The following is a 23646-nucleotide window of genomic DNA, read 5'->3' on the forward strand; positions in this document are numbered from 1 at the left end:
TCAGGTGGAGGACGGCTCGGCCGGGTCTGCGACCCGGCCGGTCTCGGGCACCGCCGGGGCGACCGTGGCCAGGTCGTGGCGGCTGGTCTCGCCCAGGGCCAGGAGGCAGACCACCGTCAGCAGGCAGCAGGCAGCGACGATCACCGAGATCATCATCGTCCCTCCGCCGCCGGTGGACGCGTCGAGCTGTGCGAACAGCAGCGGGGCCAGGCCGGCGCCGAGGCCGGCGAGCTGGTAGCCGAGCGAGGCTCCGGTGTAGCGGCTCCTGGTGGCGAAGACTTCGGTGTACAGCGCCGCGAGCGGGCCGTACATCATCGGGTGGATGACCGCCTGGCCCAGCACGAGCGCGATGGTGAGGGCGGCGACGCTGCCGGTGTCCACCATCGGGAAGAGGGCGAAGCCGAACACGGCCATGACCAGTGCGCCGGCCAGCACGACCGGGCGGCGTCCCACCCGGTCCGACAGCGCCGACCATCCGATGATGCTCAGGACGGCCAGCGCCGAGGAGAGCGTGAGGCCGTTCAGCACGTCCGGCCGGGGGAAGCCGGCCCGCACGCCGTAGGCGATGAGATAGGTGGTCAGCGTGCCCTGGGCCACGAAGGCGGACAGGCCGACGCCCACACCGAGCAGGAGAGTCCTCGGGTGATGGCGGAGCACGTCCAGCAGCGGCGCCCGGGAGCCGCGGTCCGCGGCGGCCTTGAACACCGGGGTCTCCTCGACCCGCAGCCGGACGAACAGGCCGATCGCCAGCAGGACGACGCTGATCAGGAACGGCACCCGCCAGCCCCAGCTGAGGAACTCCTGCTCGCCCAGGACGGCGGCCGTGCCGCCGAGCGCCGCGGTGGACAGCACCATGCCGAAGGGGGCTCCGGCGTTGGTGAAGCTCGCCCACAGTCCGCGGCGGCTGGTCGCGTGCTCGGCGGACATCAGCACGGCCCCGCCCCATTCACCGCCGACCGCGACGCCCTGCAGGATCCGGAGGATGACGAGTGCGATGGGCGCGAGGACGCCGATCTGCGCGTAGGTGGGGAGCAGGCCGATGAGGAAGCTGGCGACGCCCATCAGGGTCATGCTCACCACCAGCATGCGCTTGCGGCCCAGTCGATCGCCGAAGTGGCCGAAGATCACTCCGCCGAGCGGCCTGGCCAGGTAGCCCGTGGCGAAGGTGCCGAAGCTGGCGACCGTCGCCGTGAGCGGGTCGAGAGAGGAGAAGAAGACCTTGCTGAAGACCACCGCCGAGGCGGTGGCGTACAGCAGGAAGTCGTAGTACTCGATGACGCTGCCCAGGAAGCTTGAGGCGACCGCGCGTCGGAGCTGGATTCGGTTGGGGGATGTGACTGGCAGGTTCGGCATGACCGAGCTCCTCGTCCGGGAGCGAGCTGAAACTCTCGCTTGCTTGCCCCGGAGGTTAGGCAGATCTATAACGGACGTCAATACTTTGCCCAATATGGGCGGGGGCGGGGTGCCCGCGCTCGCCGCGCCGGGCGCGGGCCGTACGTCTCGCCCGGTCAGGCGTAGTGACGGTAGATCACGCGCGCGACACAGGCGGGCTTGGCAGAGCCGTCGATCTCTACGGTGAAGTCGAGCAGCATCTGGACGCCGTCACCGGGGACGTCGTCCACCGACGCCACGGCGGCGGCGAGGCGGATCTTGGCGCCGACTCTGACGGGACTGGGGAAGCGGACCTTCTCCAGTCCGTAGTTGACGCTCATCTTCACGCCCCGGATGTCCAGCAACTCGGTGAAGAGCGGGATGACCAGGGACAGGGTCAGATAGCCGTGGGCGATCGGACCACCGAACGGCCCTTCCTTCGCCCGTTCGGGATCGACGTGGATCCACTGGTGGTCGTTGGTGGCGTCGGCGAAGGTGTTCACCCGCTCCTGGGTGATCTCCAGCCATTCGCTGCGACCGAGGTCCGCCCCGGCGAGCGCCTTGATCTCGCCGAGTCCGTGCACCGTCGTGGTCATGACCGTGTCGTCCTTTCCTCCGCACCCAGCCCGAGCAGGCGTGCGGCGTTGTCCTTGAGAATCTTGGGACGGACCTCCGGCTTGATCTCGAGCTTGCCGAAGTCGGCGAGCCAGCGATCCGGGGTGATCACCGGATAGTCCGACCCGAAGAGCACCTTGTCCTTCAGCAGCGTGTTCGCGTACCGGACGAGCTGCGGCGGGAAGTATTTGGGTGACCATCCGGACAGGTCGATGTAGACGTGGGGCTTGTGCGTGGCGACGGCCAGCGCCTCGTCCTGCCAGGGGAACGACGGATGGGCCAGCACGATCTTCAGGTCGGGGAAGTCCACGGCGACGTCGTCCACCAGCATGGGGTTGGAGTACTTCAACCGGATTCCGCCCCCGCCTGGAACGCCCGCGCCGATACCCGTCTGGCCCGTGTGGAACAGGGCGATCGCGCCGAGCTCCTGGATCACCTCGTAGAGGGGATAGGCCATGCGATCGTCGGGCGCGAAGCCCTGGATGCTGGGGTGAAACTTGAAGCCGCGCACGCCGTGTTCCTCGACGAGCCGACGCGCCTCGCGGACGCCCGCCCGGCCCTTCCACGGATCGACACCGGCGAACGGGATCAGCACGTCGGCGTGCTGGGCGCAGCTCTCGGCGATCTCCTCGTTGGAGATGCGAGGGTGGCCGGTGGCGTGCTCCGCGTCGACGGTGAACACCACCGCCGCCATTTTGCGCTCGCGGTAGTAGGTGGCCATCTCGGGGATGGTCGGCCTGGGGTGCTCCTTGAAGTACTTCTCCGAGGCGCCGAACAGCTCCGCGCTCAGCGAGGGGTGCCCGCCGGCGGAGACCTCGGCGTGCGTGTGCACGTCGATCGCGACCAGTTCGCCGACGTTCATGTGCGGCATCTCAGCTCTCCGCCGTCTTCTGTCCGGGGACCTTGGGCGCGGGCACGCCGTACGTCTCGGGGTCGGCGCCGACGCCCGTCCGCCATGAGGCGGCGATCGCGTCGGCCGTCCAGCCGCCGTCGGCGTAGGCCACCGCCTTCTCGCCGGGGTGGGACCAGAGCGCCAGCCGGTCGCCGCCGAGGCCGATGGCCTGACCCGTCACCTCCGCGGAGGCGTCGGACGCGAGGAAGACGACGAGCGAGGCGACGTCCTCGACCGTGCCCAGGCCCTCGTCCCTGCGCAGCCATTCCGGGAACGGCCGCCCGGTCCGCTCCGACTCCTCGATGATCGGGGCGAAGGCCGGGATCGTTTTGGTCATCTCCGTGGCCGCGACCGGGACGATCGCGTTCACCGTGATGTTCGCCCTGGCCAGCTCCGTCGCCCAGGTCCGGGCCATGGCGACGATGCCCGCCTTGGCGGCGGCGTAGTTGGTCTGGCCGAAGTTTCCGCGCTGACCGGCCGGCGACGCGACGAGGATCAGCCGTCCGCCCGTCCCCTGCTCCCGCATCCGCACCGCCGCCGCCCGGGCGCAGGTGAACGTGCCCCGCAGGTGCACGTCGATCACCGCGTCGAAGTCCTCGTCGGACATCTTCCACAGGACCCGGTCCCGCAGAATGCCCGCGTTCGTGACCATCACGTCAAGCCGGCCGAACTCCTTGACGGCCGCGGCGACCAGCCGCTCGGCGGCCTCGGTGGGGCCGACCGGGGCGACGACGGCCGCGGCCCTGCCCCCCGCCGCGATGATCCCGTCGGCGACTCCGGCCGCCGAATCGCCGTCCAGGTCGTTCACGATGACCGCCGCCCCGGCCGCCGCCAGCGCCTCGGCGTAGGCGCGCCCAAGGCCACGACCCGCGCCCGTGACGACGGCCACCTTGCCCGACAGATCCATGCAGCTCACCTTTCGCTGGGAAGCGTGACATCGCCGAACCTATGGCACTTATGTGACTGCCGTCAAAGATTTGACTGACGTTCAGAACCGTCTACCCTTTTTGCTGTGATCCTCGGCGGCGAAGACGACCCGACAGCGCAGTTCCCGCGCCCGCAGTCCCTGATGTTCAGCTTTCTCGGCATCTACGTGCTGGATCGCGGCGTGGCCGTCTACTCCGGCAGCGTCATAGACGTGTTCGCCCGCCTCAACGTCTCCGAGGAGGCCGTACGGTCCACGCTCGCGCGGATGGTCAAGCGCAACCTGCTGATCCGGCACCGGCAGGGACGAAAGGTGTACTTCGGGCTCGCCCCGCACGCCGCGGAGGTGCTGAAGGATGGGCGCAGACGGGTGTGGGAGACCGGTGCGGTGAACCGCGACTGGGACGGCACCTGGACGGTCGTCGGATTCTCGCTGCCGGACAGCCGGCGCAGCACCCGTCACGACCTGCGTTCCCAGCTGATCTGGAACGGCTTCGGCCTGCTGCAGAACGGGCTGTGGATAGCGCCGGGCGAGAAGGACGTCACGGGCATCATCGCCTCGCTGGAGCTGGGCGACCACGTCACCGTGCTGACCGCCAGCGCGTTCAAGCCGACGGAGACCGCCGACCTCGTCAGGAAGGCCTTCGACATCGAGCGGATCGCCGGACGCTACCGGGCGTTCCTCACCCAGTGGGACGTACCCCGGCCGCTCCCCGGCGCGCCGGACGACCTCGCCCGGCAGTTGCTGCTGCACACCGACTGGCTGCAACTCGTCCGCCAGGATCCCCACCTGCCGGCTGCGCACCTGCCTCCGGACTGGCCGGCCATCCGGGCCGAGCAGCTCTTCCAGGTGCTCGCGCGGGAGTACGAGACACGCGCCGCCGAGCAGGCCGCCGCCATCCTGGACGAGCTCCCCGTTTGACCCCCATCGTCGTCTCCGGCGAGGAGGACAAGCCGCGTCCTGTCCCGTGGCAGAACGTCATGGCCGAGCACCTGCCGAACGCCACCTTGTGGCGCCTTGAGAAGATCGGTCACAGCCCCATCCTGGAAGCACCGGACGGCGTCCTGCCCCGCCTGCTCGACTTCCTCGATCGGGTGGAGAAGTCCGGCTAGCGTCGCCCTCACGGTCGTTACGTGGCTGAGCCGGCGTGACTCGACAAGGGAGTCCATCAGGGAGCCGGGCCGACGTCCTGGGACGTCGGCCCGATGCGGGCTGCCTAGGCCAGGTCGACGGGCCGTATCCGCAGCTTGGCGGCAATGCGGGCCAGCGCCTTCCGGTCGGTGGCGGTGAGCGGGTCGAGCACGAACTGCCGCACCGAGCGTACGTGCGCGGGCGCGGCGGCTACGACGACTTCGTAGCCGCTGTCGGTGAGCGCGGCGATGGTGTATCGGCCGTCCTCGGGATCGGGCGAACGCTCCACCCAGCCCCGCTGCTCGAACCGCTTGACGACGTTGGACAGGCGCGAGAGGGAGCCGTTGGCCAGGTAGGCCAGCTCGCTCATCCGCAGGCGGCGCTCCGAGGCCTCCGAGATGTGGCTGAGGGTCAGGTACTCGAACAGGGTCAGGCCCGCCTCATGCTGCAGCGGCGACTCCAGCCGCCCTGGCAGCAGCAGGACCAGGGAGACCAGTCCGGTCCAGGCCTCCTTCTCGTCCGCGGTCAGCCACAGCGTCTCGTCGGAAGAGTCCCCGCCGGGCTCGGGGGTCGCGGTGATGGCCATGGGGACACGATACCGGGCACCCATGACTTTACGCGTGAAGTTAAAGCTGTTACGTTCACTTCACACGTGAAGTCATCTCGAAGGGATAACCATGAGCAGGCCCGAGTTCTTCGCCACTCCCGGGTACGGCGAGACGCAGCTCGCCAACATGCACTACAACCAGGCGGTTCGCATCGGCGACCGCGTCGAGACCTCAGGTCAGGGAGGGTGGGACGATGACTGGAACTTTCCCGAGGCCCTCGAAGACGAAATCGTGCAAGCCTTCGAGAACGTCGAGCGGACCCTCGCCACGGCCGGTGCCACCTGGCGCGACGTCATCGCCGTGAATTCCTACCACATCCCCGACTCCGCCGACTTCATCGGCGAGGTCCACAACCGGGTCATGGTCGAGCAGTTCCGTAAGCGCATGGGCGACCGGGCACCCATCTGGACCGAGACCGGCGTTCCCGCCCTCGGCGCCCCGAAGATGCGCGTCGAGATCCGCGTCACCGCCCTGATCGGGGGCGACGACTGATGGGACCGGAGTCCGGTGGGGAGCCGACCGGGTCGGTGGTTACGGGCGCCGGCCCAGCTTGTCGGTCCAGCCGAACTCCTCGAAGGTCACACGCACCGTGTCCTCACCCTTCTCGGCCACCGAGTACTCCAGCAGCTCGGCCGTGTCCTTGTTCACGATCAGCCGGAACTCGTACCCGTCGTCGCTCTTGACCGCCAGGCTGACCCCCTTACGCCCGGCGGCGTCCTCGACCTCGCCGTTGGAGATGATGCCGGGCTGGTCGGCGAGGATCTGGAAGGTGGCTGCCCGAGTGCCGGGAGTGGTCGGGGCGGTCATCAGATCGACGGTGGTCTGCCACAGGTAGAGGTCGAACTCCTTGTGGGGGTCCGGCAGCTTCGCGAACTGGGCGCGCAGGCGGCCGGCCAGCGCCTTCTTCGACTTGGGCAATTCACCGACGTTCTGCATGGTGATGTCCATGTTGGAGATCGACAGCGGCCGCGGCAGGTTGTCGTCGACGCTCTTGGGCCCGTCCTCCAGCAGCTTCGGCGAGCCCTGCTCCTTCCACTTGGCCTCATCCTGCGGCGAGGGGAAAACGACCTTGCGGTCCTCGCTCTTCGCGCGGTGGGTGCCGCCCATCCGCTTCGGCCGCCACCGCTCCTCGGACTCGACGACGTACGCCTTGTACGGCGGCCCGTCGGGATAGATGCTCTTCCGCAGCTGCTCCAGCTTCTTGTTGTACTTCTCGTTGATCGCCACCAGCTCGTCATCTTGCGCGCCGGTCTTGTCGACCTCCGCCTGCTCCTGGTGCTGGAGCTTCCGCGCCTCGGTCCAGAACTTCTCGGGCAGGTGGGAGGTGGGATGCGTCGTACGCTGGCGGACGTACCAGTACTCGCCGGACGTGGCGGTCTCACGCAGCGCGGTGTCCGCAGCGGCGAGCAGGAAGGATCGGGCGTCCATCCGCGTGGCCGGCGACGCCCCTGTGCCGCCGGTCGTGCTCTGCGGGGCGCTCGAAGAGTCCGCCGCGACCGGCGGGGTATTACCAGCGGGTCCGCCGGACAGCACGCCTGTGGAGACAACGACCGCTCCAGCGGCAACCGCAGCGACCGCGGCGGTGGCCAGCAGGAACATGGGACGACGAGGCATGAAAGCTCTCCGAGTGGATGTCGCGTACCGGGTGCTCTGAAACGTTCGGGCGAGGTCCTCGCGGCGGCGGCGCCGGTAGCTCGCCTCAGCGAGTTCGTCCAGCTCATCGGGCTTGAGCCGGGCGAACATACGGTCGGTCATGTCTTCCCCCTACGGGTGGATCCTGCAGACGTCAGCTCTCCTCGGCGAACCGGCTGCTGGTCTGTCGCACCGGTCGTTGCGCGGCTCCCGCTTCCTGGCGCAGCCTGCCGTGGAGCCGCTTGCGTGCCCGGTGCAGCCGGACGTTGAACGCTCGCGCCGAGCAGCCCATGACCGTCGCGGCCTGATCGGGCGTCAGGCCGTACCAGCTGACCAGGATCATCGCCTCCACGTCCTTCTCAGGAAGAGCGCGCAAGGCGGAGATGGCCTGCTCCCGGTCCACCACGTACTCAGCGACATCCCAGGCGACGTGCTCCTGCTCACTGGTCAGCGCGGCGATCCGCTCAACCAGATCCTTGCGCCGAAACCGCACCTCACGCTGCTTGGCGAGTTTGTTGCGGGCGACACCGAGCAGCCACGGCAGCACCTGCTCGGGCAACTCGTCGAGCCGACGCCAGGCCACGAGGAATGTCTCGCTGCACACGTCCTCGGCCACGCCCTGCTCGACCCGCAGCAGCACATAGCCCAGCACGTTCCGGTAGTACCGGTCGTACAGCCCGGTGAATCGCTCTTGGGGATCGTCCACACCCAGTAGTCCCGCCAGTCGCCCCACAATTACCACCAAACCCAAACTTTTCCCTCACCCGCCCGGAACGCCCCGCACGGCCAGGTGCCACCGGGCGGGCGCAGCCATGAGGACTCCGCGCCTACGCCTTGCTGGACGGCATCGGCTCCTCGTTGAGACCCCTCGCAGGGGCGATGAGGAGTGGCTCTCCGGTATCCAGATTCCACAGGCGGATCAGAGCCGCGGCGACGTGGGCGCTGCCCAGCATCGCCGCCAGTGAGCGGCCGCTGGTGCCGGGGCCGAATGCTCCGCCCGGAATGCGTCCCGATGGCAGAACACGCGGCAACAAGAGCACGTCCGCCGGTCGCGGCGCCACGGCTGAGCTACGGGAGACAGCCGAGGCGTCCGCCCCCACTCAGCCGGCTTGGGGCGAGGCGGGCACCGTCGATATGGCCGCCAACCTCGACCGGCCCGCACCCCGATTCACGGCGGGCGGAGACATCCCGTACTTCCGGAAGAAGCAGATCGACCTGAAACGAGACGAGCCGGTCACGCTCAGCCTGAGCTTCACCGGCAGGAAGGCGTACTACGAGTTCGATCTCCGGGCCATAGTCCTTGCCTACGGCCGTACGGAAGAGATCGTGATCAGACCGGACGGTGGGCCGTTCCGCTTGACCGGGGAGGCCGCCCGCTATCGGTCCTGACTGCGTTCGGAAACCTGAGTGAGGACGAGTTGTGAGAAGGATTCGAGAGCTCCGGGCCATCCCTGAGACGCGTTGATGATCTTCTATCGGAATCGGTCGTTTGCTTGGCCGCTACACCGACCGCCCTCTCGGGGCGACGCATTCACGGGAGAAGGCCATTCACGATGGCACGCACGCCCTTGGCGTAGGTGTCACGGGCGGTCAGGTCTTCCCATCGCCTTGCCACCGTGCTCAGCCGGGGGAACTCCTCGGCATCCAATTCGGCGAAGACCCGCTCCCGGTAGGTGGGCCCGCCCTCCTCTCGCCGCCTGCGGGCCGCCGCCCGGCCGCCGATCTCGCCGGCGGTGTAGTGCCAGATGATCCGGTACACGTCCACCGCCTCCTCGATCGTCAGCCCCGCGTGGACGGCGGCGTCGACGATCTGCTCGGGGTACCACAGTGCGCCCACCGACATCAGGTCGTCGGCCTTGAGGATGTCCACGGCCCATGGGCATCCGGACACGGCGTCGTGCATGGCCATGGCGGCGGCCACCATGCGCTCGCGTGGCTCGTCCGGCAGTGCGGGGCGGGGGATGGCGGCCGCGTAGTCGTCGAGGAGCAGCAGGAGGAGCTCCTCCTTGTCGCGTACGTGGTGGTAGAGCGCCATGGCCGTGCTGCCGACCTCTCTGGCCAGCCTGCGCATGGTGAGGGCGCCCGTCCCGTCTTCCTCGATCACTCGCAGGGCGGCGGTGACGATTTCCCGCCTGGAGATCTTGGGTGGTCGTCCTGTGCGCGTCGACATCCTGCCATGCTACTTTCTATACGTGTATAAAAACTCATGGGTCGTTGCGGTGCTCGCGTTCGCGGTCGCCGTGGGGACCCTTCAGATGACCGTCGTCGTCCCCTTACTGCCGGGCCTCGAAGAGAAGCTCCAGGCCCCGTCCACCACTGTCTCGTGGACGCTCACTGCTGGGCTCTTGTCGGGAGCGGTCTCGATCCCGCTGCTCGCGCGCCTCGGCGACATGTACGGCCGACGCACGACATCGCTGGTCGCGCTCGGCATGCTCGTCGCCGGTTCGATACTCAGCGCCGTGGCGGGCACGCTGCCCCTGCTCATCGTCGGCCGGGTGCTGCAGGGGACAGCCGCGCCGCTGCTTCCGTTGGCCATGGGCCTGGTCAGGCAGGTAGTGCCCGGCCACCGGCTGCCGAGCGCGATCGGAGTCCTCAGCGCCACCATCGGGGTAGGCAGCGGGGGCGGCATGATCCTCGCCGGGGTGCTGGACGGGAACCACCGGGCGGTGTTCTGGGCGCTGGCCGGACTGGCCGTGCTGAGTTTCGTCCTGGTGGCGGTCGTGGTGCGGGAGGCGCCGGCGCGCGGTTCCGGACGGCCGGACCTGGCAGGGGCGGTGCTGGTCGCGGTGTGGCTCGTCTGCCTGCTGCTGGCCATCAGCAAGGGTGCGACCTGGGGCTGGATCTCGCCGCTGACGCTGGGCCTGTTCGTCGTGGCGGTGGCGGTGGCCGCGGTGTGGGTCGCGACCGCCCGCCGTACCGCGTCGCCGCTGATCGAGATTCCCATGCTGCTGCACCGGGGGACGGTGGGGGCGACCGTGGCGTCGTTCCTGCTGGGGTTCGCGCTGTTCGCCACCATCACCACCGTGTCGGCGGTGGCCCAGGGCGCGCTCGGGGCCTCGGTGCTGCAGGTCGGGATCTACCTGCTGCCGACGACGGTGCTGATGCTCGTGGTCTCCGTGCTCGCGGGTCCGCTGATGCGCCGTTTCACCGCGTCCGCGCTCGTGGCGGGCGGCTCGGTGCTGGTGACGGCCGCCACCCTGTGGCTGGCGGTGTCCAGATCCTCGGGCGTGGACCTGTACGGTGCCGCGACGCTACTGGGGCTGGGCATCGGACTCGGCTACGCGGCGCTCGGAACGATGGCCGTCGAGCACGTGGAGCCCGCCAAGACCGCGGCGGCCGGCGGGGTGAACGCACTGGTCAGGGTCGTGGGCAGCAGCGTAGCCGGGGCAGTGGGGGCGGCGGTGCTCTCCAGCGGGGGCGCCGGATGGACTTTCGGCGTCGCAGCCGGTGCTGCCCTGCTGGCGGCCCTGTTCTCCGCCTTCCACGGAAACCTCTCGCGAAAGGAACTGGCATGACGGACGAACGGCGAATCGTCGCGTGGGGCGACGAGCTGATCAAACTGCACGACGGCTTCCGCAGGGACCTGGCGGAGCTGCGGTCATCGCGGGCGGGTGCAGTGGACTTGCGTACACACTGCCTGACGTTCTGCGACGCCCTCCACGCCCACCACGAAGGCGAGGACAACGCGCTCTTCCCTCACCTCGGTAGCGAGCACCCCGAACTGGCTGAGACCTTGGCCCGGCTCCGCTCGGAGCACCAGGTGGTGGCCCGGCTCATGGAACGGATCAGGCAGCTTCTCGACCACGACGGCACGGCGATCGGCGAGGAGTTGGACCGTCTCGCCACCGAACTGGAGGCCCACCTGGACTACGAGGAGAAGCAGTTGGTCCCGATCCTCAACAAGATGCTCACTCTCCCCGAGGAGGTCTAGGCTCGCCGGAGGACGTTGGGGATGAGGTGGCCGGTGACCGTCAGCTCATCTGAGCGTCGTACGGTTGTGAACCATGACCTTCGCCGGCAACCCCTCCCGGCTACGTCTCCGTCAGGCATGGACGAGAAGGTGCTCTTGCTGGTCGACGAGAGCATGAAGGCCGCCCACTCAGGCTGACGATCGCGCCGCGCAATTCCATGACGCGAGCGGGACTGCCGAAGCTGACCACCATGGCCGGGTCACATCCTGATCGTCACGGTCTCCAGGCGCAGCGTACTCACGGGTTGAGGAGAAAGGGCAGACCTGCGTGGGCGGGTGCGGGGCCCGCCGGCCCTCGATGAGCTTGGCGAGCTCAAGCAGATGGCGAAGAACAGCGGGGTGGAGCTGCTTGAAGCTGCTCGGGGGGTGCAGCCCCCGCCGCCGGACGACAGCCCGCTGCCCGAGGTCGCCGACCGGGTCCATCCCCTGCTCGAAACCTTTCACGACTCCGCCACCCGGCTCTGTCCCGCCAGGACTCCGTCGGGCGGGTGGTCGGCTTCCGCGTCCTGGCCGCCAACAGCCACTGCACGACGCCGGCCGGGCAGCGGTGCAACATGATCGGCAAACGGCTGACGTCCATCAGCCCGGGCCTCGGCACTTCCGGGCTGCTGGAGGACTACATCAGGGCGTACGAGAGCGGTGAGCCCTACCTCCGCCGCGCGATCGAGCATCTGGAGATCTCGGGCGAGCGGTTCTGGCCGGTCACGATGACCGTGCGCGCCGCCCGGGTGGTCGACGGCATGCTGCTGAGATGGTGCGTGCTCGACTAGGACCTCGCCACCTGGCAGGTGATCTGGACGCCCCAGATGTACGACAAGCTGGGCATCGACCCCGGCGAAAAGCCGATTGCCCTGGAGGACCTGCCGAACCTGACGGTGCCGGAGGACCTGGCCGCTGTCGAGGATCTGATCGACACGCTGCAGGAGTGCCGGGAGTCGGCCGAGACGGAGTTGAGGATCAGGCACCGGCACGGCATGCGACACCGCTGCGTGGTGGCCGAACCGCTGCTGGATTCCAAGGGCCTGCCGGTCAAGCCGCGTTTCCTCGTCCAGGACGTGACGCGTGGCCGGCGTAGGGAGCGGTCGATGGCCAGGGTTCAGGCCCAGGCGGTGCGGCAGGAGGAACGCGCGTTGGAGCAGCAGCGGGTCTCCGATCATCTCCAGGCCGTGATCCTGTCGGCCGAGGAGCTCGCCCGACTGGGCGGTGATTTCTTCAAGGCCCGGCGCCTCGGTGAGGACAAGGTGCTGCCGGCGGTCGGGGATGCCATGGGCCATGGCCTGGCCGCTGCCGGCCTCGTGCTTCAGCTGCGCGCGGGGCCGGCCGGGCCGGCCTAAACCGGGCAACCGGCTCGTGACCTTCCTGAACTGCGTTTTCCGGCCCGGTAGATGGGACACCGAACCCGGTTCGCTGTTCCGCTCCTACTGGCCGGCCGAGCAGGCGCGGTACCAGTCGAGGGTGGCGGCGACGGCGGTGGCGTGCGGAGTCGCGGTGAACGGCCCGAACGTGGCGGTGAACTTCGAGGTGTCGCTCACGAACGGCCGGTCGCGCTGATACCACGTCTCGCCGAGGGCACGCACGGTCGGGTTGAACAGGCCGATCAGACGTTGCGTCGGACGGCCGAGCGCCGCCGTCCTGCTGGGCCGCCCCAGCGCGGCGATCACCAGATCGAGGAACTCCTGGCCCGTCACGGCCGGTGCCGCCGGCAGGTGCCAGGTCTGGCCGTCGGCGCGCGTGTCGCGGCCGAGCGTCACCAGGCCCCTGGCGATGTCGGGCAAATAGCCGAGCGTGTGGGGCTGGTCGAGCGCCCCGACCCAGCGGATGGGCTTGCCTGCCAGCGCCGCCGCGAACACCGTCGTGCCGGCGATGGTGTTGAGGCCGCCGGGACCGTAGTAGTCGGAGGCCCTGCCCAGGGCGACACGCAGCTCGCCGGATCGGTGGGCGGCCAGCAGGCCCTCGGCCATCTGCGCGCGTACCCGGCACCCTGGCGCACCGCGTCGGTCATCCGGGGAACTCCTCCACCCAGCGGTCATAGGCGGGCGCGGCACAGTGGTAGACGACCTCGGCTCCGGCGCAGGCCGCCTTGGCCCCCTCCGCGGTCGTGATGTCGCCGCGAGCCCGCGGTGAACGTGGCAAAGCCGAGGACATAGGCGCCGACATTCCCCCATCGGGACAGCAACCGGCCAGTGAGCATCGTCGCGATCACCATGGCGACGAGATAGACCGTCATGTTCCAGGCAGAGAAGCTCGCACCGCCGAGGTCGGCCACCGCGGTCGGCAGCAGGCTCGCCGCCAGGTAGATGTTGATCGCGCCGACCAGCACTCCGCCGGCCAGCACGATCGCCGCGCCGAGATACTCCCGGCCCAGCAGCTCCCGCCACGCAGGCGGGTCGGAGGGCGGACTCACCGGTGCACCATCCGGGTGCCGGCAGTCGAGGGACCGCTGATGCACCCGAGGTGCCGCCGGGTCACCGCCCTGTACCTCTTCGGGCCCGCCGCCCCTGGCCGAGGAACGCGCTGCGCCACGGCCGGTCCGCAGCGCCGCAGCCGGATGAATGTGTCGATTGGCGAAGGTGCCCTGTCTCGTCAACGTGAAGTACGTCTGACAACCCAAGATGACCGCGGCGTTCTCGTCCTTGACCGCGACACCGTCGGCGCGCAACTGATCGACCGCGGCTGCTCAGAGGCGCGTGCTAGATTGGCCGTATGACCAATTTGGCCGACCGACCAAATTCGTCCCGAGGAGACCGGCGGCGTGCGCAACTGGTGGAGACCGGGGTAGCGCTGCTGCGCGAACACGGCTGGCCCGGCGTCACCACGCGGGCCGTGGCCGAGCGGGCGGGCACCAACCCCGGCCTGATCCACTACCACTTCGGCGGGTTGCCCGGGTTGCACGCGGCGATCTTCCGCCGGGCCACCGACCTCATCGTCAACCCGCTCGTCACCGAGCTGCTGAGCGCCGGCGACGAGCGGGCGGCGCTGGCCGTGGTGCGCGCTCTGCTGCCCGCCACGACAGGCGACGAGCCGACGACCCGGCTGGCCGCGGAGCTGATCGCCGGAGCCACCCGCGATCCCGCCCTGGGCGCTGTGCTGCGCGACGAACTGCGCCGGGCGCGCACCCAACTCGCCGAGCGGCTGGAGCGGCTGCATCCCCGCTGGCCGCCGGGCCGGTCGGCCGGCGTCGCCACCCTGGTCGTCGCCGCGCTCGACGGGCTGATGCTCCACTACATGATCGACGGGGAGCTTCCCGTGGACGAGGTGCTGTCGGCCGTGGAGTGCCTCATGCCCGAGCGGCCCGGGGCCGGGTCATGAGGGTGTTCATCCGCGGCGCCGAGGCATGGAGCCCGTCGGCTGCCGGTCGTCGCTCTCACGCGCCCGGCATTCGCACCGGTCCTGCGCCGGCGGTTCTGCGCGGGCGGCGTCCCGCCGCAACACACCACCGCAAAAGGGAAAGGCTGACCATGGAGATCATCAAGAGGCCCGATCCGCCGTCCGGACTGCGTCGCAAGCTCTGGCGTCTGCCCATCCTGCTGTATCGGATCGGGCTCGGCCCGCTGCTCGGCCGCCGGGTCATGCTGCTCACCCACACCGGGCGCGTATCCGGGCTGCGCCGTCAGGCCGTCATCGAGGTCGTCCAGCACGAAGGACACGTCTACGTGGCGGCCTCCGGCTTCGGCCCGCGCGCCGACTGGTACCGCAACGTCATGGCCACCCCACAGGTGACCATCCAGGTGGGCGGGCGCACCTTCCGCGCGACCGCCGCTCCCATCGAGACCGAGCGGGGAGCGGAGATCATGGGCACGTACGCGCCCCGCCACCCCGCCGCCGCCCGCCGGCTCTGCAAGATCATGGGCTTCGCCGTGGACGGCAGCATCGAGGACTACCGCGAGGTGGGGCGGCACATCCCGTTCGTGAGTTTCATCCCCATGAGGTCCGCCTGATCAGGCCGCATCACATTACCCCCGGTCGAACAGGTCGAGCGCTCGCGAGCGCTGGAGTCGTTCACGTACGGCTTGGGCGATGTCCGGCCGCCTTCACCTGCGGGGCACATGGCTGGACTCTCCCACACGGGGAGACCCCATGCTGGGGGCATGGACGAGGAGCTGTTGCCGATCGGGCAGTTCGCCAGGCTCGGCCGGCTGAGTATCAAGCAGCTGCGGCACTACGCCGAGCTCGGACTGCTGGTGCCCGCGTACGTGGACGAGCACACCGGGTACCGCTACTACCGGCACGAGCAGGCGCGCGATGCGCTGTCGATCGGGCTGCTGCGCTCGCTCGACGTCCCGCTCGCCGTCATCGCGCAGGTGCTTTCCGACACGCCCGGCGTCCTGGAAGGAGTGCACGAGCGGCTGGAAGTTGAGCTGGCCAAGCGCCGATCGACGCTGGCCGCGCTGGAGCGCGTCATGACGGAGGGACTGCCGTCCACTCCCGTCACTGTGGCCACAGAACCAGCGCGGCGCGTGGCGGTGGCCACAGTGACGGCGGCGGACCCGGAAGGCGTCGGCCGGGCCACCTCGGCTGCCATCGCCAGGCTGCGGGCGGCGTCGTCGGCCGCCGCTCCCGAGCTCATCGGCCTGTTCCCGCTCGACCTCGGCGAGCCCGTCGCCGTCTCCGTCGCTCTGGTCAGCGAGGAGCCGGTAGCGGGAACCGAGCTCAACGTTCTGCCAGGCGGCCGGTTCGCCGGCGCGACTCACGTCGGCCCGTACGGCCAGATCGGGCTGACCGCACATGCGCTGCTGTCCTGGTGCGCCGAGCGGCGCTGCCCCGTCCGCGGTCCGATCCGCGAGGTGTACGTGTCGGACCCGGCAACCACCCCGCCCGATCGGCTGATCACCCACCTGATGATTCCTTTGGAGGAGCTATGACGCCGCGACTGGTTCACTGCGACCCCGTCACCTGCCTCAACGTCACCGGCCTGGGCGAGCCCGGCGGCGCCGAGCACGTCTCGGCCATCGGCGCCCTGTACGCCGTGGCCTCCGTCATGGGCGGCCCGGCCGGCCCCCTGGAGGGCCGCTGGTGGGTGGAGGACACCACCCTGCCTCCGCTTGAAGTGCCTCGCGACCAGTGGCGCTGGCACCTGCTGCTGCCACTGCCCGAGGCACCCGAACCCGGGATCGTCGAGACGGCGCGTGAGCAGGCCCGCGCGTCCGGCGCCGCCGTCGACCGCGTCCAGGTGGTCACCTTCACCGAGGGCGAGTGCGTGGAGCTGCTCCACGAGGGGCCCTACAGCGAAGAGCAGGCGTCGCTCGACGTGATGGAGGCGTTCATGACCGAGCACGGCCTGGCACCCAACGGCCTGCACCACGAGATCTACCTGACCGATTTCACCGACCCCGAGCCCAAGACGATGCTCAGGCAGCCGGTGGCACGCACCACCGGGTGATCAGCCCGCTGCCGTCACCGAGAGCGGGTGAGCCGCCAGAGATCCGGGCGTCGCCCCCTCACGGATCACCTACTCCCGGGTCGGACGGCATCACCAGTATGGCCAGGTCCGCTGTCCGGTCGATCCCTCTCGCTACTGGTGCGGCAAGCTTGCTGCTTTGGCCTGCAGACGCTTGCGCACCACGGTGCCGGGCCAGGTGCTCGTGGCCTGCGGCACGACTCCGTCAGCGGCCATGACGAGCGGGTACTGGCATCAGCGTGATCTGCCCGGGATTCGTGGAGACGCCCATGCTTGAGGGGATCCGCGAGCACGTCCTCGCGCACGGCCTCGCCATCGCCGACCCGGACGAAGTCGCCGCGGCCGTACAGACCATCGTCCGGAACGGCGCGACCGGCGAAGCCTGGACCGTCCAGGCAGGCCAACCCCCCACACCGGTGAGGTTCCCGACGATCGAGCTCAGCCGAGGCGCGTGAGGCCATGCCCATGCAGGCCCTGTGGCCACGGGTCACCTGAATCGAGGATGGTGTCCGCACACTCCACAGCGCATTCGCAGAGCGGGGACACGGATCCGTCGCCTCTCACAGTGTGTGGTCCCCGGATCGGGTGAGGCATTGAGACAGCGGTAGAGGTCCGGCGTGTCGTGGCTGGTCACTCCGGCCATGAGGTCGGTCGGCCCGGCGGTTGCCGCCACCACGTCGGACTCGGGGTCCTCGGCCAGAGCGGCGCCGACGGCGAAGGGCCGATGGGCGGCGGGAGGTCAGGCCCCTCCACCGTAGAGCCGAGCAACTTCGTGGAAGGCTGCTTTCGGTTCCCAGCGATACGATCCCGCCGCGTCGTCCTGGATGACTTTGACGATGCCGTAGCCCGCCATGTCGAGATCATGCCGGGGATCGGCGGAGTGTGGATGGTGCGGCTCGATGAACTCGAACACGTACGCGCCCTGCACGTTCTCCTTCTCGTAGATTCCGAGCAGTTCGGCGATCAGCTCGGCCTGGACTCGCTCGTTCCTGACCCACGAGCCGTCGATGACTGGCGCTGGTCCGCCGCGATCGATGATCGCGTGGCTGGAAGGGCCCTTTTCCGCGGCGCCGTCGTAGCCGCCGCAGCCGAACTCGACGATGACCACAGGCTTGCCGTACCGGTGGAATCGACGCAGGTTCTTGACGTATCCAGAACGGTTGTACGGCATGCGGTAGTAGTCCAGGCCCACGACGTCGAACGGCGTCCAGTCCACCCTCTCCCACAATCCCGCGCCGTAGGTGATCCGGCCCCCGAAAGCGGACCTGGCGACTGCGGCCGCCTTCCCCAGGAGGCGGTTCAGCTTCCTGTTGAACCATGGGAACAGCGGCCAGTACAGCGGGGAGGCCAGCTTGGCGCTTCTGTCCTCGTGGGAGGCGCCGGGCATGATGCCCGCGGAGAAGACGGTGAGCTCACAACCTACGTTGAGGTCGATCGCCTCATGCTCCTTCCTGAGGAGTTCGGCGGCTTCAGCCGTTCGCGCCAAATGGTCCAGCGTCTCCTGCGGACCGGCGTCGATCAGCCGGGGTTGCAGCCATACGTGCAGCCCGTGTTCCAGCGCGACTGTTGCGGTCTGAACGAGCCGGTCGAGGTCGGTGCCGTAGATGCCGACGGAATTGGCGTGCAGTCGCTCGCGGATGGCCCGGATCTCCTGACGCATCAGATCGGGCCGCCACTCTCCCCGGGACAGGACGCCACCGGGAAGATAGTTCGTACCCACGTCGTAGTTGACGCCTTTGTGGGTCAGGCCCATGAGAAGGTTCCTACTTCCGGGTGGCACGGTCGAAAAGGGTGATCAGCTCGTTGGCATAGGCGGTGAGATCGACGGTGGGGTCCACCGCCCACCGGCCGAGCGCCCCGATGAGGGCCTGGCCGACGGTCACGGCGACCACCTGAGGATCGAAGTCCCGGAACTCGCCGTCATCCAGGCCCTGGCGCAGGATGTCGGTCAGCAGCGTGATGACCGATTCGTCGGTGGTCGTCGCGAAGCGCGGCGTGCCGTCGGCTGCGCGGTGGCTGCCGACGATGTCTCCCACCGCCAGCACACGAGAGCGGTGCGATCGCAGGTAGTCCAGGTTGGACTGGATATAGGCCCGGAGCCTGCCGGCCGCCGTCGTCTCGGTTTCGAGCCGCGCCTGGATGAACGTCCACGTATCGGCGTAGATCTGCTTGACCACCTGTTCCAGCAGCTCATCCTTGCCGGCGAAGTGGTAGGAGATCACGCTCTTGCTGATCCGAGCGTGCTGCGCGATCCGCGACAGCGATGCCTGCGCGTAACCGACGCTCGCCACCGTCTCGATGGCGGCGTCGATGATCTGCCTCCGGCGGGCCTCTTCGATGATGGGATTGCGTTTTCGGCCGATCGGCCTATCCTCAGACTGCATGGACTGATAGTAGGCCGATCGGCCTAATAGATACAACCGCTGAAGATGAGGACGAGCTCGAGGGCGCCGACATCTCGCGACCGTCCCGCAACGACCGTTTTCGGGACGGGTCTTCTGGACTATTACCACGAGCCAGCGGACGTTCATGTTGCAGTCGTGGCACAGGGCCCGTTGACCGAACTAACTCATGTGTTCTTGCAGGTCAACGCGTTTCTCCGCTAGCTTCTCGGGATGCTTCAAGGTGATGTCCCCGAGCGGGACTTGGCGACATTCGTCCTGCCCGAGTTGGGCCGGCTACAAAAGACCGGCGATCAGTGGGCGCCGTACCAGATAGTCGACCAGGGTGGCATTGTCGTCGGCCCGTCCGGGCCTTCTTCGCCGAGCTGCAGGCAGAGGGCAAATCCGCCTCCACGGTCCGGTCATACGGCATGGACCTGCTGCGTTGGTGGCGGTTCCTGTGGGCGCTCGACATCGAGTGGAACCGGGCTACTCGTGCGGATGCACGAGACTTCACCCGGTGGATGCAGATCGCGAACAAGCCGCAGCGCCTGCACTGGAGACACCGGAACGCCGGCTACTCCGAGAAGACGGCGCCGAAGCCGCGGATGACGAGGAAGAAGATCCCCGGTACGCCGAACGCCATCACGGGCAAGGCCTCGCCCGGCCCGCAGTACGCCGCGAGGACTCGGGCACACTGCGAAACCGTGCTGCGCACGTTCTACGACTTCCACCTGGACGAGGGCACCGGGCCAATCATCAACCCGTTTCCGCTTGACCGTTCCCGTCGCAGCAGCCGCGCGAACGCCCACCACAAGCCTGACCAGCCCTTTAAGTCAGAACGGGCAGGCCGCTACCGGCCGGTCATCCCGAAGCGTGCACCCCGGCGCATCCCCGACGAGATGTTCAATGCACTCTTCGCCGCCCTCCGCCACAACAGGGACCGCGCTTTGCTGGCTTTCTGGGTTTCCAACGCTGCCCGCGCCGAAGAGCTCCTTACCAGTCGGCAGCGTGATGCCCTTCCCGGTCAGCAGTTGGTCGGCGTGATTCGGAAGGGAACCCGGGCCTACCAGCAGCTTCCCTGCTCAACCGACGCCTTCGTCTGGCTACGGCTCTACCAGGAGGAGGCCCGGCGAGACGGCGTCCCGCACGGCAAGAACCTGCCGTTGTGGTGGACGCTGAGGCTGCCGTGGCGTCCGCTGAACTACGACGCGGCGCGGGCGATGTTCAACCGGACCAACGATCTTCTTGGAGCGAACTGGACGCTCCACGATCTACGCCACACCGCGTCCTACCGACTCGCCCGCGACCCCAACATGCCTCTGACCGACGTCCAATGGGTCCTCGGTCACGCACATCTGACGACCACACAGCTCTACCTTCCGGCCAGTCAGGACGAGGTAATCGAACGCGTCCGCGCCCATCATGCACGCCGGGCCGAGCAGCGCGACCGGCCACCGGCGCCGCCGGCTCCTGGCTACAACTCCGACTCGATGAAGACTCTCTTCGGGAACTCGTGGTGACGAGCACTGAGACCTTGGTCGCTTCGACCGCCATCCGAGACGCTCAGCCGCTCGCCGGCGAGGCCCTCCGGGCCGCCAAGAAACGTTTCCCGCCGCGGCCTTACGAGGACGACTGGACTGCCACCAGCCATTCCTATGACGAGGTCGTCGCCCGGCTGAACCGACCTCCGCTACGGGCCGCGAGCGAGAGCACCCACTTCTACCGGCGCCGGGGCGCAACACTCATTCTGCACTGGCTCCTGAAGCAGCCGGGCGACACCTGGCAGCAACGCTGGAACGCATCTCCCGCGGCGAGTGGCACCGGGGCACAGTGGAACGAGCTCAACGCGACCTGGGTCGGCTACAACGCGGCGAATGCGAACGGCATCCTCAACACCGGCCTGTTCGCCCTGGTCTGCGCCGACGTGCTCCGGCCATCGCTCCGCTGGCAGCTCACCCGGACCTCGACCAATCTGCGTGCCATCATCACCCGGCACCGTGACCCTGATGGCTTCGCCCGCCTTCAGGAGTTGGTGGGCCCAGAGGCATGGTCCTCCCATCTCGGCATTCTCGCCAAGAACGTGCTGGTCAAGCTAGTCATCGCCAAGGGAGGTGGCTTGGCCGACATCAATGTCGGAGACGCCATTGAGTACATGGAGGAGCATCGAGCTCAACGGGCCACGTCGGGCGGACAAAGCCTGTTCTACTCCTGGGTGAAGAGTCTGGGTCACCTGCCGCCCGACGCACCCGTGTCACTGAGGCTCCTGCACCGAACGTCCGGCCAAGTCTCGGTCGAGCAGCTCGTCGACCGCTACCAGCCGCAGTCCAAGCCGATCCGGGACCTGCTGGTCGAGTACCTCAAGGAACGCCAGCCCACCATGGACTACACGTCCTTGGAGGACGCGTCACGGACGCTCGTGAGGAACTTCTGGCTGCAGATTGAGCGCATTCAGCCCGGCATCGACACACTCCGGCTGCCGTCCGAGGTCGTCAGCGCATGGAAGCAGGCCAGCCGGACGAAAGTCACGCGCCGCCGGCTGCCCGATGGCACAGTCCACGAGGCAATATCGGAGCGCGCCAACTACGGCAGCCTCATGCTCGGAGTGCGAGCCCTCTACCTCGACCTGGCCCACTGGGCCGTCGAGGAACCAGAACGCTGGGGCCCGTGGGTTGCTCCTTGCCCGGTCAGCGCCGCCGATGCCAGTACCTCCAAGCACGAGAAGCGCCGCAAGGCGAAGATGGACCAGCGCACCCGCGAACGACTGCCCGCGCTGTCCACCGTTGTCCGTGCCGCCAGGGCGAATTGGACGGAGGCCCAGGAGGGGATGGACGCCCTCCGAGTCGCCCCACTCGGCGGCCAGTTCATGTTCAGAGGCAGGACCTACACGCGCCAGAAGAAGGACTCGTCGACTCCGTTCCGGGCCTACGACGAGTCCGGCCGACGCATTCATCTGGGACTGCTCGAGGAGCGGGCATTCTGGGCCTGGGCCACGATCGAATTGCTGCAGCACACCGGTGTCCGGATCGAGGAGATGCTGGAGGCCAGCCATCACGCCTTGATCCAATACAAGCTGCCCACCAGCGGTGACATAGTGCCTCTGCTTCAGGTCGCTCCCTCGAAAACAGACGAGGAACGGCTTCTCCTTGTCAGCCCAGAGCTGGCCGACGTCCTGAGCACGGTCATCGCCCGCGTCCGTGACCCTCGAACAGGCGCGATCCCGATGCTGCCCATCTACGACGTTGCGGAGAAGATCTGGAACCCGCCGATGCCGCTGCTGTTCCAGTGGACATACGGAGGCCAGCGCACGCCGGTGTCCCGCCAAATGATCCGCGATGGTCTTAACGAGGTCCTGAAACGAACCGGGCTCACCGACTCCGCGGGCGAGCCCCTCGACTTCGCTCCTCACGACTTCCGAAGAATCTTCATCACCGACGCAATCCGCAGCGGCCTGCCGCCCCATATCGCACAGGTCCTGGCCGGTCACTCCGACATCAACACCACGATGGGCTACAACGCCATCTACCCGGCAGACGCCATCGAAGCGCACCGCGCATTCATCGCCCGTCGACGATCGCTTCGTCCCAGCGAGGAATACCGGACCCCGACGAACGAGGAGTGGGACGCCTTCCTCGCCCACTTCGAGAAGCGCAAGCTCTCTCTGGGAACCTGCGCTCGGGCCTTCGGAACGTCGTGCATCCACGAGCACGCTTGTGTCAGATGCTCGCTCCTCCGACCTGACCCGGCCCAACGGGCACGGCTTGCCGAGATCCGCGACAACTTGATCGCCCGAATCACCGAAGCTGAACAGGAGGGATGGCTCGGTGAGATCGAAGGACTCCAAGTCAGCCTCGCCAGCGCAGAGGAGAAGCTCGCCCAGCTCGATGCAGAGCAAGTCCGTCAACGCCAAGTGGTTGATCTCGGCATGCCCCGCTTCAGCCAGATCGCGACACGAATCAGTACGGCAAGAGGACCTTCAAGTTAGCCGAGCTCATCCACGCGGATGATCTACACCACCCCGACCCAGGCCACGGGCCACGCTCTACGGGCGGCGGGCCAGCAAATGGGTGTCGAGGAAGCCCCGCTCGGACGCTGGGTCGTGGAGCACCGAGCAACCGTGACGAGTCCGGCCCCGGTCAGCAACTCGGCAAACTGCTCCGCCGGCCAGCTATAGGCGGGCGCCACCTTGTGGTCGAAGCGGACCGGCTCCGGTCCCTCGGTCCCGAAGAAGGACACCAGGAGCAGGCCCCCTGGCGTCAGGACACGCACCTGTTCGGCGAGCAGCGCGGGCAATTCTCCAGGTGGGGTATGGATCACCGAGTAGTGGGCCAGCACTCCGCCGAGCGCGCCGTCCTCGATCGGCAGGGCCTCCATTCGCGCTTCGTCGAACCGCAGCGTCGGATGGGCCCGCCGGGCGTGGGCGACCATAGCCGGGGAGAGGTCGAGCCCGAAGGAGTCCAGCCCCAAGTCGTGCAGCATGGCTGTCAGATGCCCGGGTCCGCACCCGACGTCGGCTGCACGCAGGTTCCCCGTGCCACGCACGAGCTCGGCGAAGGTGCCGATCATGTTCCGCGCGAACGGCTGCGTCTCCAACCGATTAGCAAACATCGACGCGTACAGCTCGACGACCCCGTCGTAGGCCGCCCTGGTCTCGTCCTGGTGTTTTAACACGGGAAGGAAACTAACACCCGCGCCATTCGCACCCGTTCTCCGGCCCCACACC

At 68.3% G+C, this 23646-nt stretch carries 27 protein-coding genes and 1 pseudogene; 15 read left to right on the forward strand and 13 right to left on the reverse strand.

Annotation, left to right across the window (positions count from 1 at the left end; translation table 11 throughout):
- The 4 genes from BMW85_RS31315 to BMW85_RS31330 all read right to left on the reverse strand — a co-directional run bounded on the left by BMW85_RS31315 (window position 1) and on the right by BMW85_RS31330 (window position 3785).
- On the reverse strand, window positions 1-1353 hold the full coding sequence (locus BMW85_RS31315; RefSeq protein ID WP_091088638.1) for an MFS transporter: 1353 nt from the start codon (window positions 1351-1353) through the stop codon (window positions 1-3).
- 155 nt (window positions 1354-1508) lie between these two features.
- Window positions 1509-1967: a MaoC family dehydratase gene (locus BMW85_RS31320; protein ID WP_091088640.1), complete on the reverse strand. Its 459-nt coding sequence runs from the start codon at window positions 1965-1967 to the stop codon at window positions 1509-1511.
- Window positions 1964-2848 carry an amidohydrolase family protein gene (locus BMW85_RS31325; protein WP_091088994.1) on the reverse strand — a complete coding sequence of 295 codons (885 nt, stop codon included), beginning with the start codon at window positions 2846-2848 and terminating at the stop codon, window positions 1964-1966. The genes BMW85_RS31320 and BMW85_RS31325 overlap by 4 nt, the downstream gene beginning before the upstream one ends.
- Before the next feature lie 10 nt (window positions 2849-2858).
- The gene (locus BMW85_RS31330; protein ID WP_177240968.1) at window positions 2859-3785 is read right to left on the reverse strand and encodes an SDR family oxidoreductase; all 927 of its coding nucleotides are present in this window, start codon (window positions 3783-3785) and stop codon (window positions 2859-2861) included.
- A gap of 105 nt (window positions 3786-3890) precedes the next feature.
- Here BMW85_RS31330 and BMW85_RS31335 point away from each other — a divergent pair, with 105 nt between their 5' ends.
- Window positions 3891-4724 carry a PaaX family transcriptional regulator gene (locus BMW85_RS31335; RefSeq protein WP_245775177.1) on the forward strand — a complete coding sequence of 278 codons (834 nt, stop codon included), beginning with the start codon at window positions 3891-3893 and terminating at the stop codon, window positions 4722-4724.
- The gene (locus tag BMW85_RS31340) at window positions 4721-4915 is read left to right on the forward strand and encodes an alpha/beta fold hydrolase (RefSeq protein ID WP_177240969.1); all 195 of its coding nucleotides are present in this window, start codon (window positions 4721-4723) and stop codon (window positions 4913-4915) included. Before BMW85_RS31335 ends, BMW85_RS31340 begins: the two co-directional genes overlap by 4 nt.
- Before the next feature lie 104 nt (window positions 4916-5019).
- On the opposite strand, the gene BMW85_RS31345 is transcribed toward BMW85_RS31340, so the two are convergent.
- Window positions 5020-5520, reverse strand: coding sequence for a MarR family winged helix-turn-helix transcriptional regulator (locus BMW85_RS31345; protein WP_091088645.1), 501 nt, complete (start codon window positions 5518-5520; stop codon window positions 5020-5022).
- A 91-nt stretch (window positions 5521-5611) separates the two neighbouring features.
- Here BMW85_RS31345 and BMW85_RS31350 point away from each other — a divergent pair, with 91 nt between their 5' ends.
- Entirely contained in the window at window positions 5612-6034 is a 423-nt protein-coding gene (locus tag BMW85_RS31350) for a Rid family hydrolase (protein WP_091088647.1), read from the forward strand.
- 39 nt (window positions 6035-6073) lie between these two features.
- Here the strand turns inward: BMW85_RS31350 and BMW85_RS31355 are convergent, their stop codons facing one another.
- Window positions 6074-7156, reverse strand: coding sequence for a hypothetical protein (locus tag BMW85_RS31355; RefSeq protein ID WP_143082453.1), 1083 nt, complete (start codon window positions 7154-7156; stop codon window positions 6074-6076).
- Between the two features lie 172 nt (window positions 7157-7328).
- Complete coding sequence (locus tag BMW85_RS31360) at window positions 7329-7880, reverse strand: RNA polymerase sigma factor (protein WP_177240970.1); 552 nt, start codon at window positions 7878-7880, stop codon at window positions 7329-7331.
- A gap of 296 nt (window positions 7881-8176) precedes the next feature.
- Here BMW85_RS31360 and BMW85_RS31365 point away from each other — a divergent pair, with 296 nt between their 5' ends.
- On the forward strand, window positions 8177-8563 hold the full coding sequence (locus BMW85_RS31365) for a hypothetical protein (RefSeq protein WP_143082454.1): 387 nt from the start codon (window positions 8177-8179) through the stop codon (window positions 8561-8563).
- Window positions 8564-8705: 142 nt separating this feature from the next.
- On the opposite strand, the gene BMW85_RS31370 is transcribed toward BMW85_RS31365, so the two are convergent.
- Entirely contained in the window at window positions 8706-9344 is a 639-nt protein-coding gene (locus BMW85_RS31370) for a TetR/AcrR family transcriptional regulator (protein WP_091088657.1), read from the reverse strand.
- 49 nt (window positions 9345-9393) lie between these two features.
- On the opposite strand from BMW85_RS31370, the gene BMW85_RS31375 reads away from it, so the two are divergent.
- The 4 genes from BMW85_RS31375 (at window position 9394) to BMW85_RS31390 (ending at window position 12478) form a co-directional block, all read left to right on the forward strand.
- Complete coding sequence (locus tag BMW85_RS31375; protein WP_281249627.1) at window positions 9394-10689, forward strand: MFS transporter; 1296 nt, start codon at window positions 9394-9396, stop codon at window positions 10687-10689.
- Window positions 10686-11105, forward strand: coding sequence for a hemerythrin domain-containing protein (locus tag BMW85_RS31380; RefSeq protein WP_091088662.1), 420 nt, complete (start codon window positions 10686-10688; stop codon window positions 11103-11105). Before BMW85_RS31375 ends, BMW85_RS31380 begins: the two co-directional genes overlap by 4 nt.
- Before the next feature lie 527 nt (window positions 11106-11632).
- Window positions 11633-11914, forward strand: coding sequence for a hypothetical protein (locus BMW85_RS31385; protein WP_091088663.1), 282 nt, complete (start codon window positions 11633-11635; stop codon window positions 11912-11914).
- Between the two features lie 36 nt (window positions 11915-11950).
- Window positions 11951-12478, forward strand: coding sequence for a hypothetical protein (locus tag BMW85_RS31390; RefSeq protein WP_143082455.1), 528 nt, complete (start codon window positions 11951-11953; stop codon window positions 12476-12478).
- A gap of 84 nt (window positions 12479-12562) precedes the next feature.
- Here BMW85_RS31390 and BMW85_RS31395 read toward each other — a convergent pair whose 3' ends face one another.
- Together BMW85_RS31395 and BMW85_RS49840 are read right to left on the reverse strand one after the other, a co-directional pair.
- Window positions 12563-13105: an NAD-dependent epimerase/dehydratase family protein gene (locus tag BMW85_RS31395; protein WP_091088667.1), complete on the reverse strand. Its 543-nt coding sequence runs from the start codon at window positions 13103-13105 to the stop codon at window positions 12563-12565.
- Between the two features lie 65 nt (window positions 13106-13170).
- Window positions 13171-13803, reverse strand: a complete 633-nt coding sequence (locus tag BMW85_RS49840; RefSeq protein WP_177240971.1) for an MFS transporter — start codon at window positions 13801-13803, stop codon at window positions 13171-13173.
- A gap of 104 nt (window positions 13804-13907) precedes the next feature.
- On the opposite strand from BMW85_RS49840, the gene BMW85_RS31405 reads away from it, so the two are divergent.
- The 5 genes from BMW85_RS31405 (at window position 13908) to BMW85_RS31425 (ending at window position 16997) form a co-directional block, all read left to right on the forward strand.
- Window positions 13908-14453, forward strand: a complete 546-nt coding sequence (locus BMW85_RS31405) for a TetR/AcrR family transcriptional regulator (protein ID WP_245775179.1) — start codon at window positions 13908-13910, stop codon at window positions 14451-14453.
- A gap of 149 nt (window positions 14454-14602) precedes the next feature.
- Window positions 14603-15082: a nitroreductase family deazaflavin-dependent oxidoreductase gene (locus BMW85_RS31410; RefSeq protein WP_091088671.1), complete on the forward strand. Its 480-nt coding sequence runs from the start codon at window positions 14603-14605 to the stop codon at window positions 15080-15082.
- 150 nt (window positions 15083-15232) lie between these two features.
- On the forward strand, window positions 15233-16006 hold the full coding sequence (locus BMW85_RS31415) for a MerR family transcriptional regulator (protein ID WP_091088674.1): 774 nt from the start codon (window positions 15233-15235) through the stop codon (window positions 16004-16006).
- Window positions 16003-16524, forward strand: coding sequence for a GyrI-like domain-containing protein (locus BMW85_RS31420; RefSeq protein ID WP_091088676.1), 522 nt, complete (start codon window positions 16003-16005; stop codon window positions 16522-16524). The genes BMW85_RS31415 and BMW85_RS31420 overlap by 4 nt, the downstream gene beginning before the upstream one ends.
- A 287-nt stretch (window positions 16525-16811) precedes the next feature.
- Window positions 16812-16997, forward strand: coding sequence for a hypothetical protein (locus BMW85_RS31425; protein WP_091088679.1), 186 nt, complete (start codon window positions 16812-16814; stop codon window positions 16995-16997).
- A gap of 284 nt (window positions 16998-17281) precedes the next feature.
- On the opposite strand, the gene BMW85_RS31430 is transcribed toward BMW85_RS31425, so the two are convergent.
- Together BMW85_RS31430 and BMW85_RS31435 are read right to left on the reverse strand one after the other, a co-directional pair.
- Entirely contained in the window at window positions 17282-18295 is a 1014-nt protein-coding gene (locus BMW85_RS31430; RefSeq protein ID WP_091088682.1) for a glycoside hydrolase family 113 protein, read from the reverse strand.
- A gap of 10 nt (window positions 18296-18305) precedes the next feature.
- The gene (locus BMW85_RS31435; RefSeq protein ID WP_091088684.1) at window positions 18306-18926 is read right to left on the reverse strand and encodes a TetR/AcrR family transcriptional regulator; all 621 of its coding nucleotides are present in this window, start codon (window positions 18924-18926) and stop codon (window positions 18306-18308) included.
- 314 nt (window positions 18927-19240) lie between these two features.
- Here BMW85_RS31435 and BMW85_RS31440 point away from each other — a divergent pair, with 314 nt between their 5' ends.
- Together BMW85_RS31440 and BMW85_RS49845 are read left to right on the forward strand one after the other, a co-directional pair.
- Window positions 19241-20446 (forward strand): tyrosine-type recombinase/integrase, encoded by a 1206-nt coding sequence (locus tag BMW85_RS31440; RefSeq protein ID WP_218155996.1) that lies wholly within the window; start codon window positions 19241-19243, stop codon window positions 20444-20446.
- Window positions 20443-22908 (forward strand): tyrosine-type recombinase/integrase, encoded by a 2466-nt coding sequence (locus tag BMW85_RS49845; protein WP_218155997.1) that lies wholly within the window; start codon window positions 20443-20445, stop codon window positions 22906-22908. Before BMW85_RS31440 ends, BMW85_RS49845 begins: the two co-directional genes overlap by 4 nt.
- A gap of 57 nt (window positions 22909-22965) precedes the next feature.
- Here the strand turns inward: BMW85_RS49845 and BMW85_RS31450 are convergent.
- Window positions 22966-23594, reverse strand: a pseudogene (locus BMW85_RS31450) (class I SAM-dependent methyltransferase).
- Between the last annotated feature and the right edge of the window lie 52 nt (window positions 23595-23646).

This window comes from Nonomuraea wenchangensis (genome assembly GCF_900111685.1).
GTDB lineage: Bacteria > Actinomycetota > Actinomycetes > Streptosporangiales > Streptosporangiaceae > Nonomuraea > Nonomuraea wenchangensis.

Excerpts from the sequence above, each read along its gene's own strand:
- BMW85_RS31315 (WP_091088638.1), bottom strand. The coding sequence starts at position 1,353 with ATGCCGAACCTGCCAGTCACATCCCCCAACCGAATCCAGCTCCGACGC.
- BMW85_RS31320 (WP_091088640.1), bottom strand. The coding sequence starts at position 1,967 with ATGACCACGACGGTGCACGGACTCGGCGAGATCAAGGCGCTCGCCGGG.
- BMW85_RS31325 (WP_091088994.1), bottom strand. The coding sequence starts at position 2,848 with ATGAACGTCGGCGAACTGGTCGCGATCGACGTGCACACGCACGCCGAG.
- BMW85_RS31330 (WP_177240968.1), bottom strand. The coding sequence starts at position 3,785 with ATGGATCTGTCGGGCAAGGTGGCCGTCGTCACGGGCGCGGGTCGTGGC.
- BMW85_RS31345 (WP_091088645.1), bottom strand. The coding sequence starts at position 5,520 with ATGGCCATCACCGCGACCCCCGAGCCCGGCGGGGACTCTTCCGACGAG.
- BMW85_RS31350 (WP_091088647.1), top strand. The coding sequence starts at position 5,612 with ATGAGCAGGCCCGAGTTCTTCGCCACTCCCGGGTACGGCGAGACGCAG.
- BMW85_RS31355 (WP_143082453.1), bottom strand. The coding sequence starts at position 7,156 with ATGCCTCGTCGTCCCATGTTCCTGCTGGCCACCGCCGCGGTCGCTGCG.
- BMW85_RS31365 (WP_143082454.1), top strand. The coding sequence starts at position 8,177 with ATGCGTCCCGATGGCAGAACACGCGGCAACAAGAGCACGTCCGCCGGT.
- BMW85_RS31370 (WP_091088657.1), bottom strand. The coding sequence starts at position 9,344 with ATGTCGACGCGCACAGGACGACCACCCAAGATCTCCAGGCGGGAAATC.
- BMW85_RS31380 (WP_091088662.1), top strand. The coding sequence starts at position 10,686 with ATGACGGACGAACGGCGAATCGTCGCGTGGGGCGACGAGCTGATCAAA.
- BMW85_RS31390 (WP_143082455.1), top strand. The coding sequence starts at position 11,951 with ATGTACGACAAGCTGGGCATCGACCCCGGCGAAAAGCCGATTGCCCTG.
- BMW85_RS31395 (WP_091088667.1), bottom strand. The coding sequence starts at position 13,105 with ATGGCCGAGGGCCTGCTGGCCGCCCACCGATCCGGCGAGCTGCGTGTC.
- BMW85_RS31410 (WP_091088671.1), top strand. The coding sequence starts at position 14,603 with ATGGAGATCATCAAGAGGCCCGATCCGCCGTCCGGACTGCGTCGCAAG.
- BMW85_RS31415 (WP_091088674.1), top strand. The coding sequence starts at position 15,233 with ATGGACGAGGAGCTGTTGCCGATCGGGCAGTTCGCCAGGCTCGGCCGG.
- BMW85_RS31420 (WP_091088676.1), top strand. The coding sequence starts at position 16,003 with ATGACGCCGCGACTGGTTCACTGCGACCCCGTCACCTGCCTCAACGTC.
- BMW85_RS31425 (WP_091088679.1), top strand. The coding sequence starts at position 16,812 with ATGCTTGAGGGGATCCGCGAGCACGTCCTCGCGCACGGCCTCGCCATC.
- BMW85_RS31430 (WP_091088682.1), bottom strand. The coding sequence starts at position 18,295 with ATGGGCCTGACCCACAAAGGCGTCAACTACGACGTGGGTACGAACTAT.
- BMW85_RS31435 (WP_091088684.1), bottom strand. The coding sequence starts at position 18,926 with ATGCAGTCTGAGGATAGGCCGATCGGCCGAAAACGCAATCCCATCATC.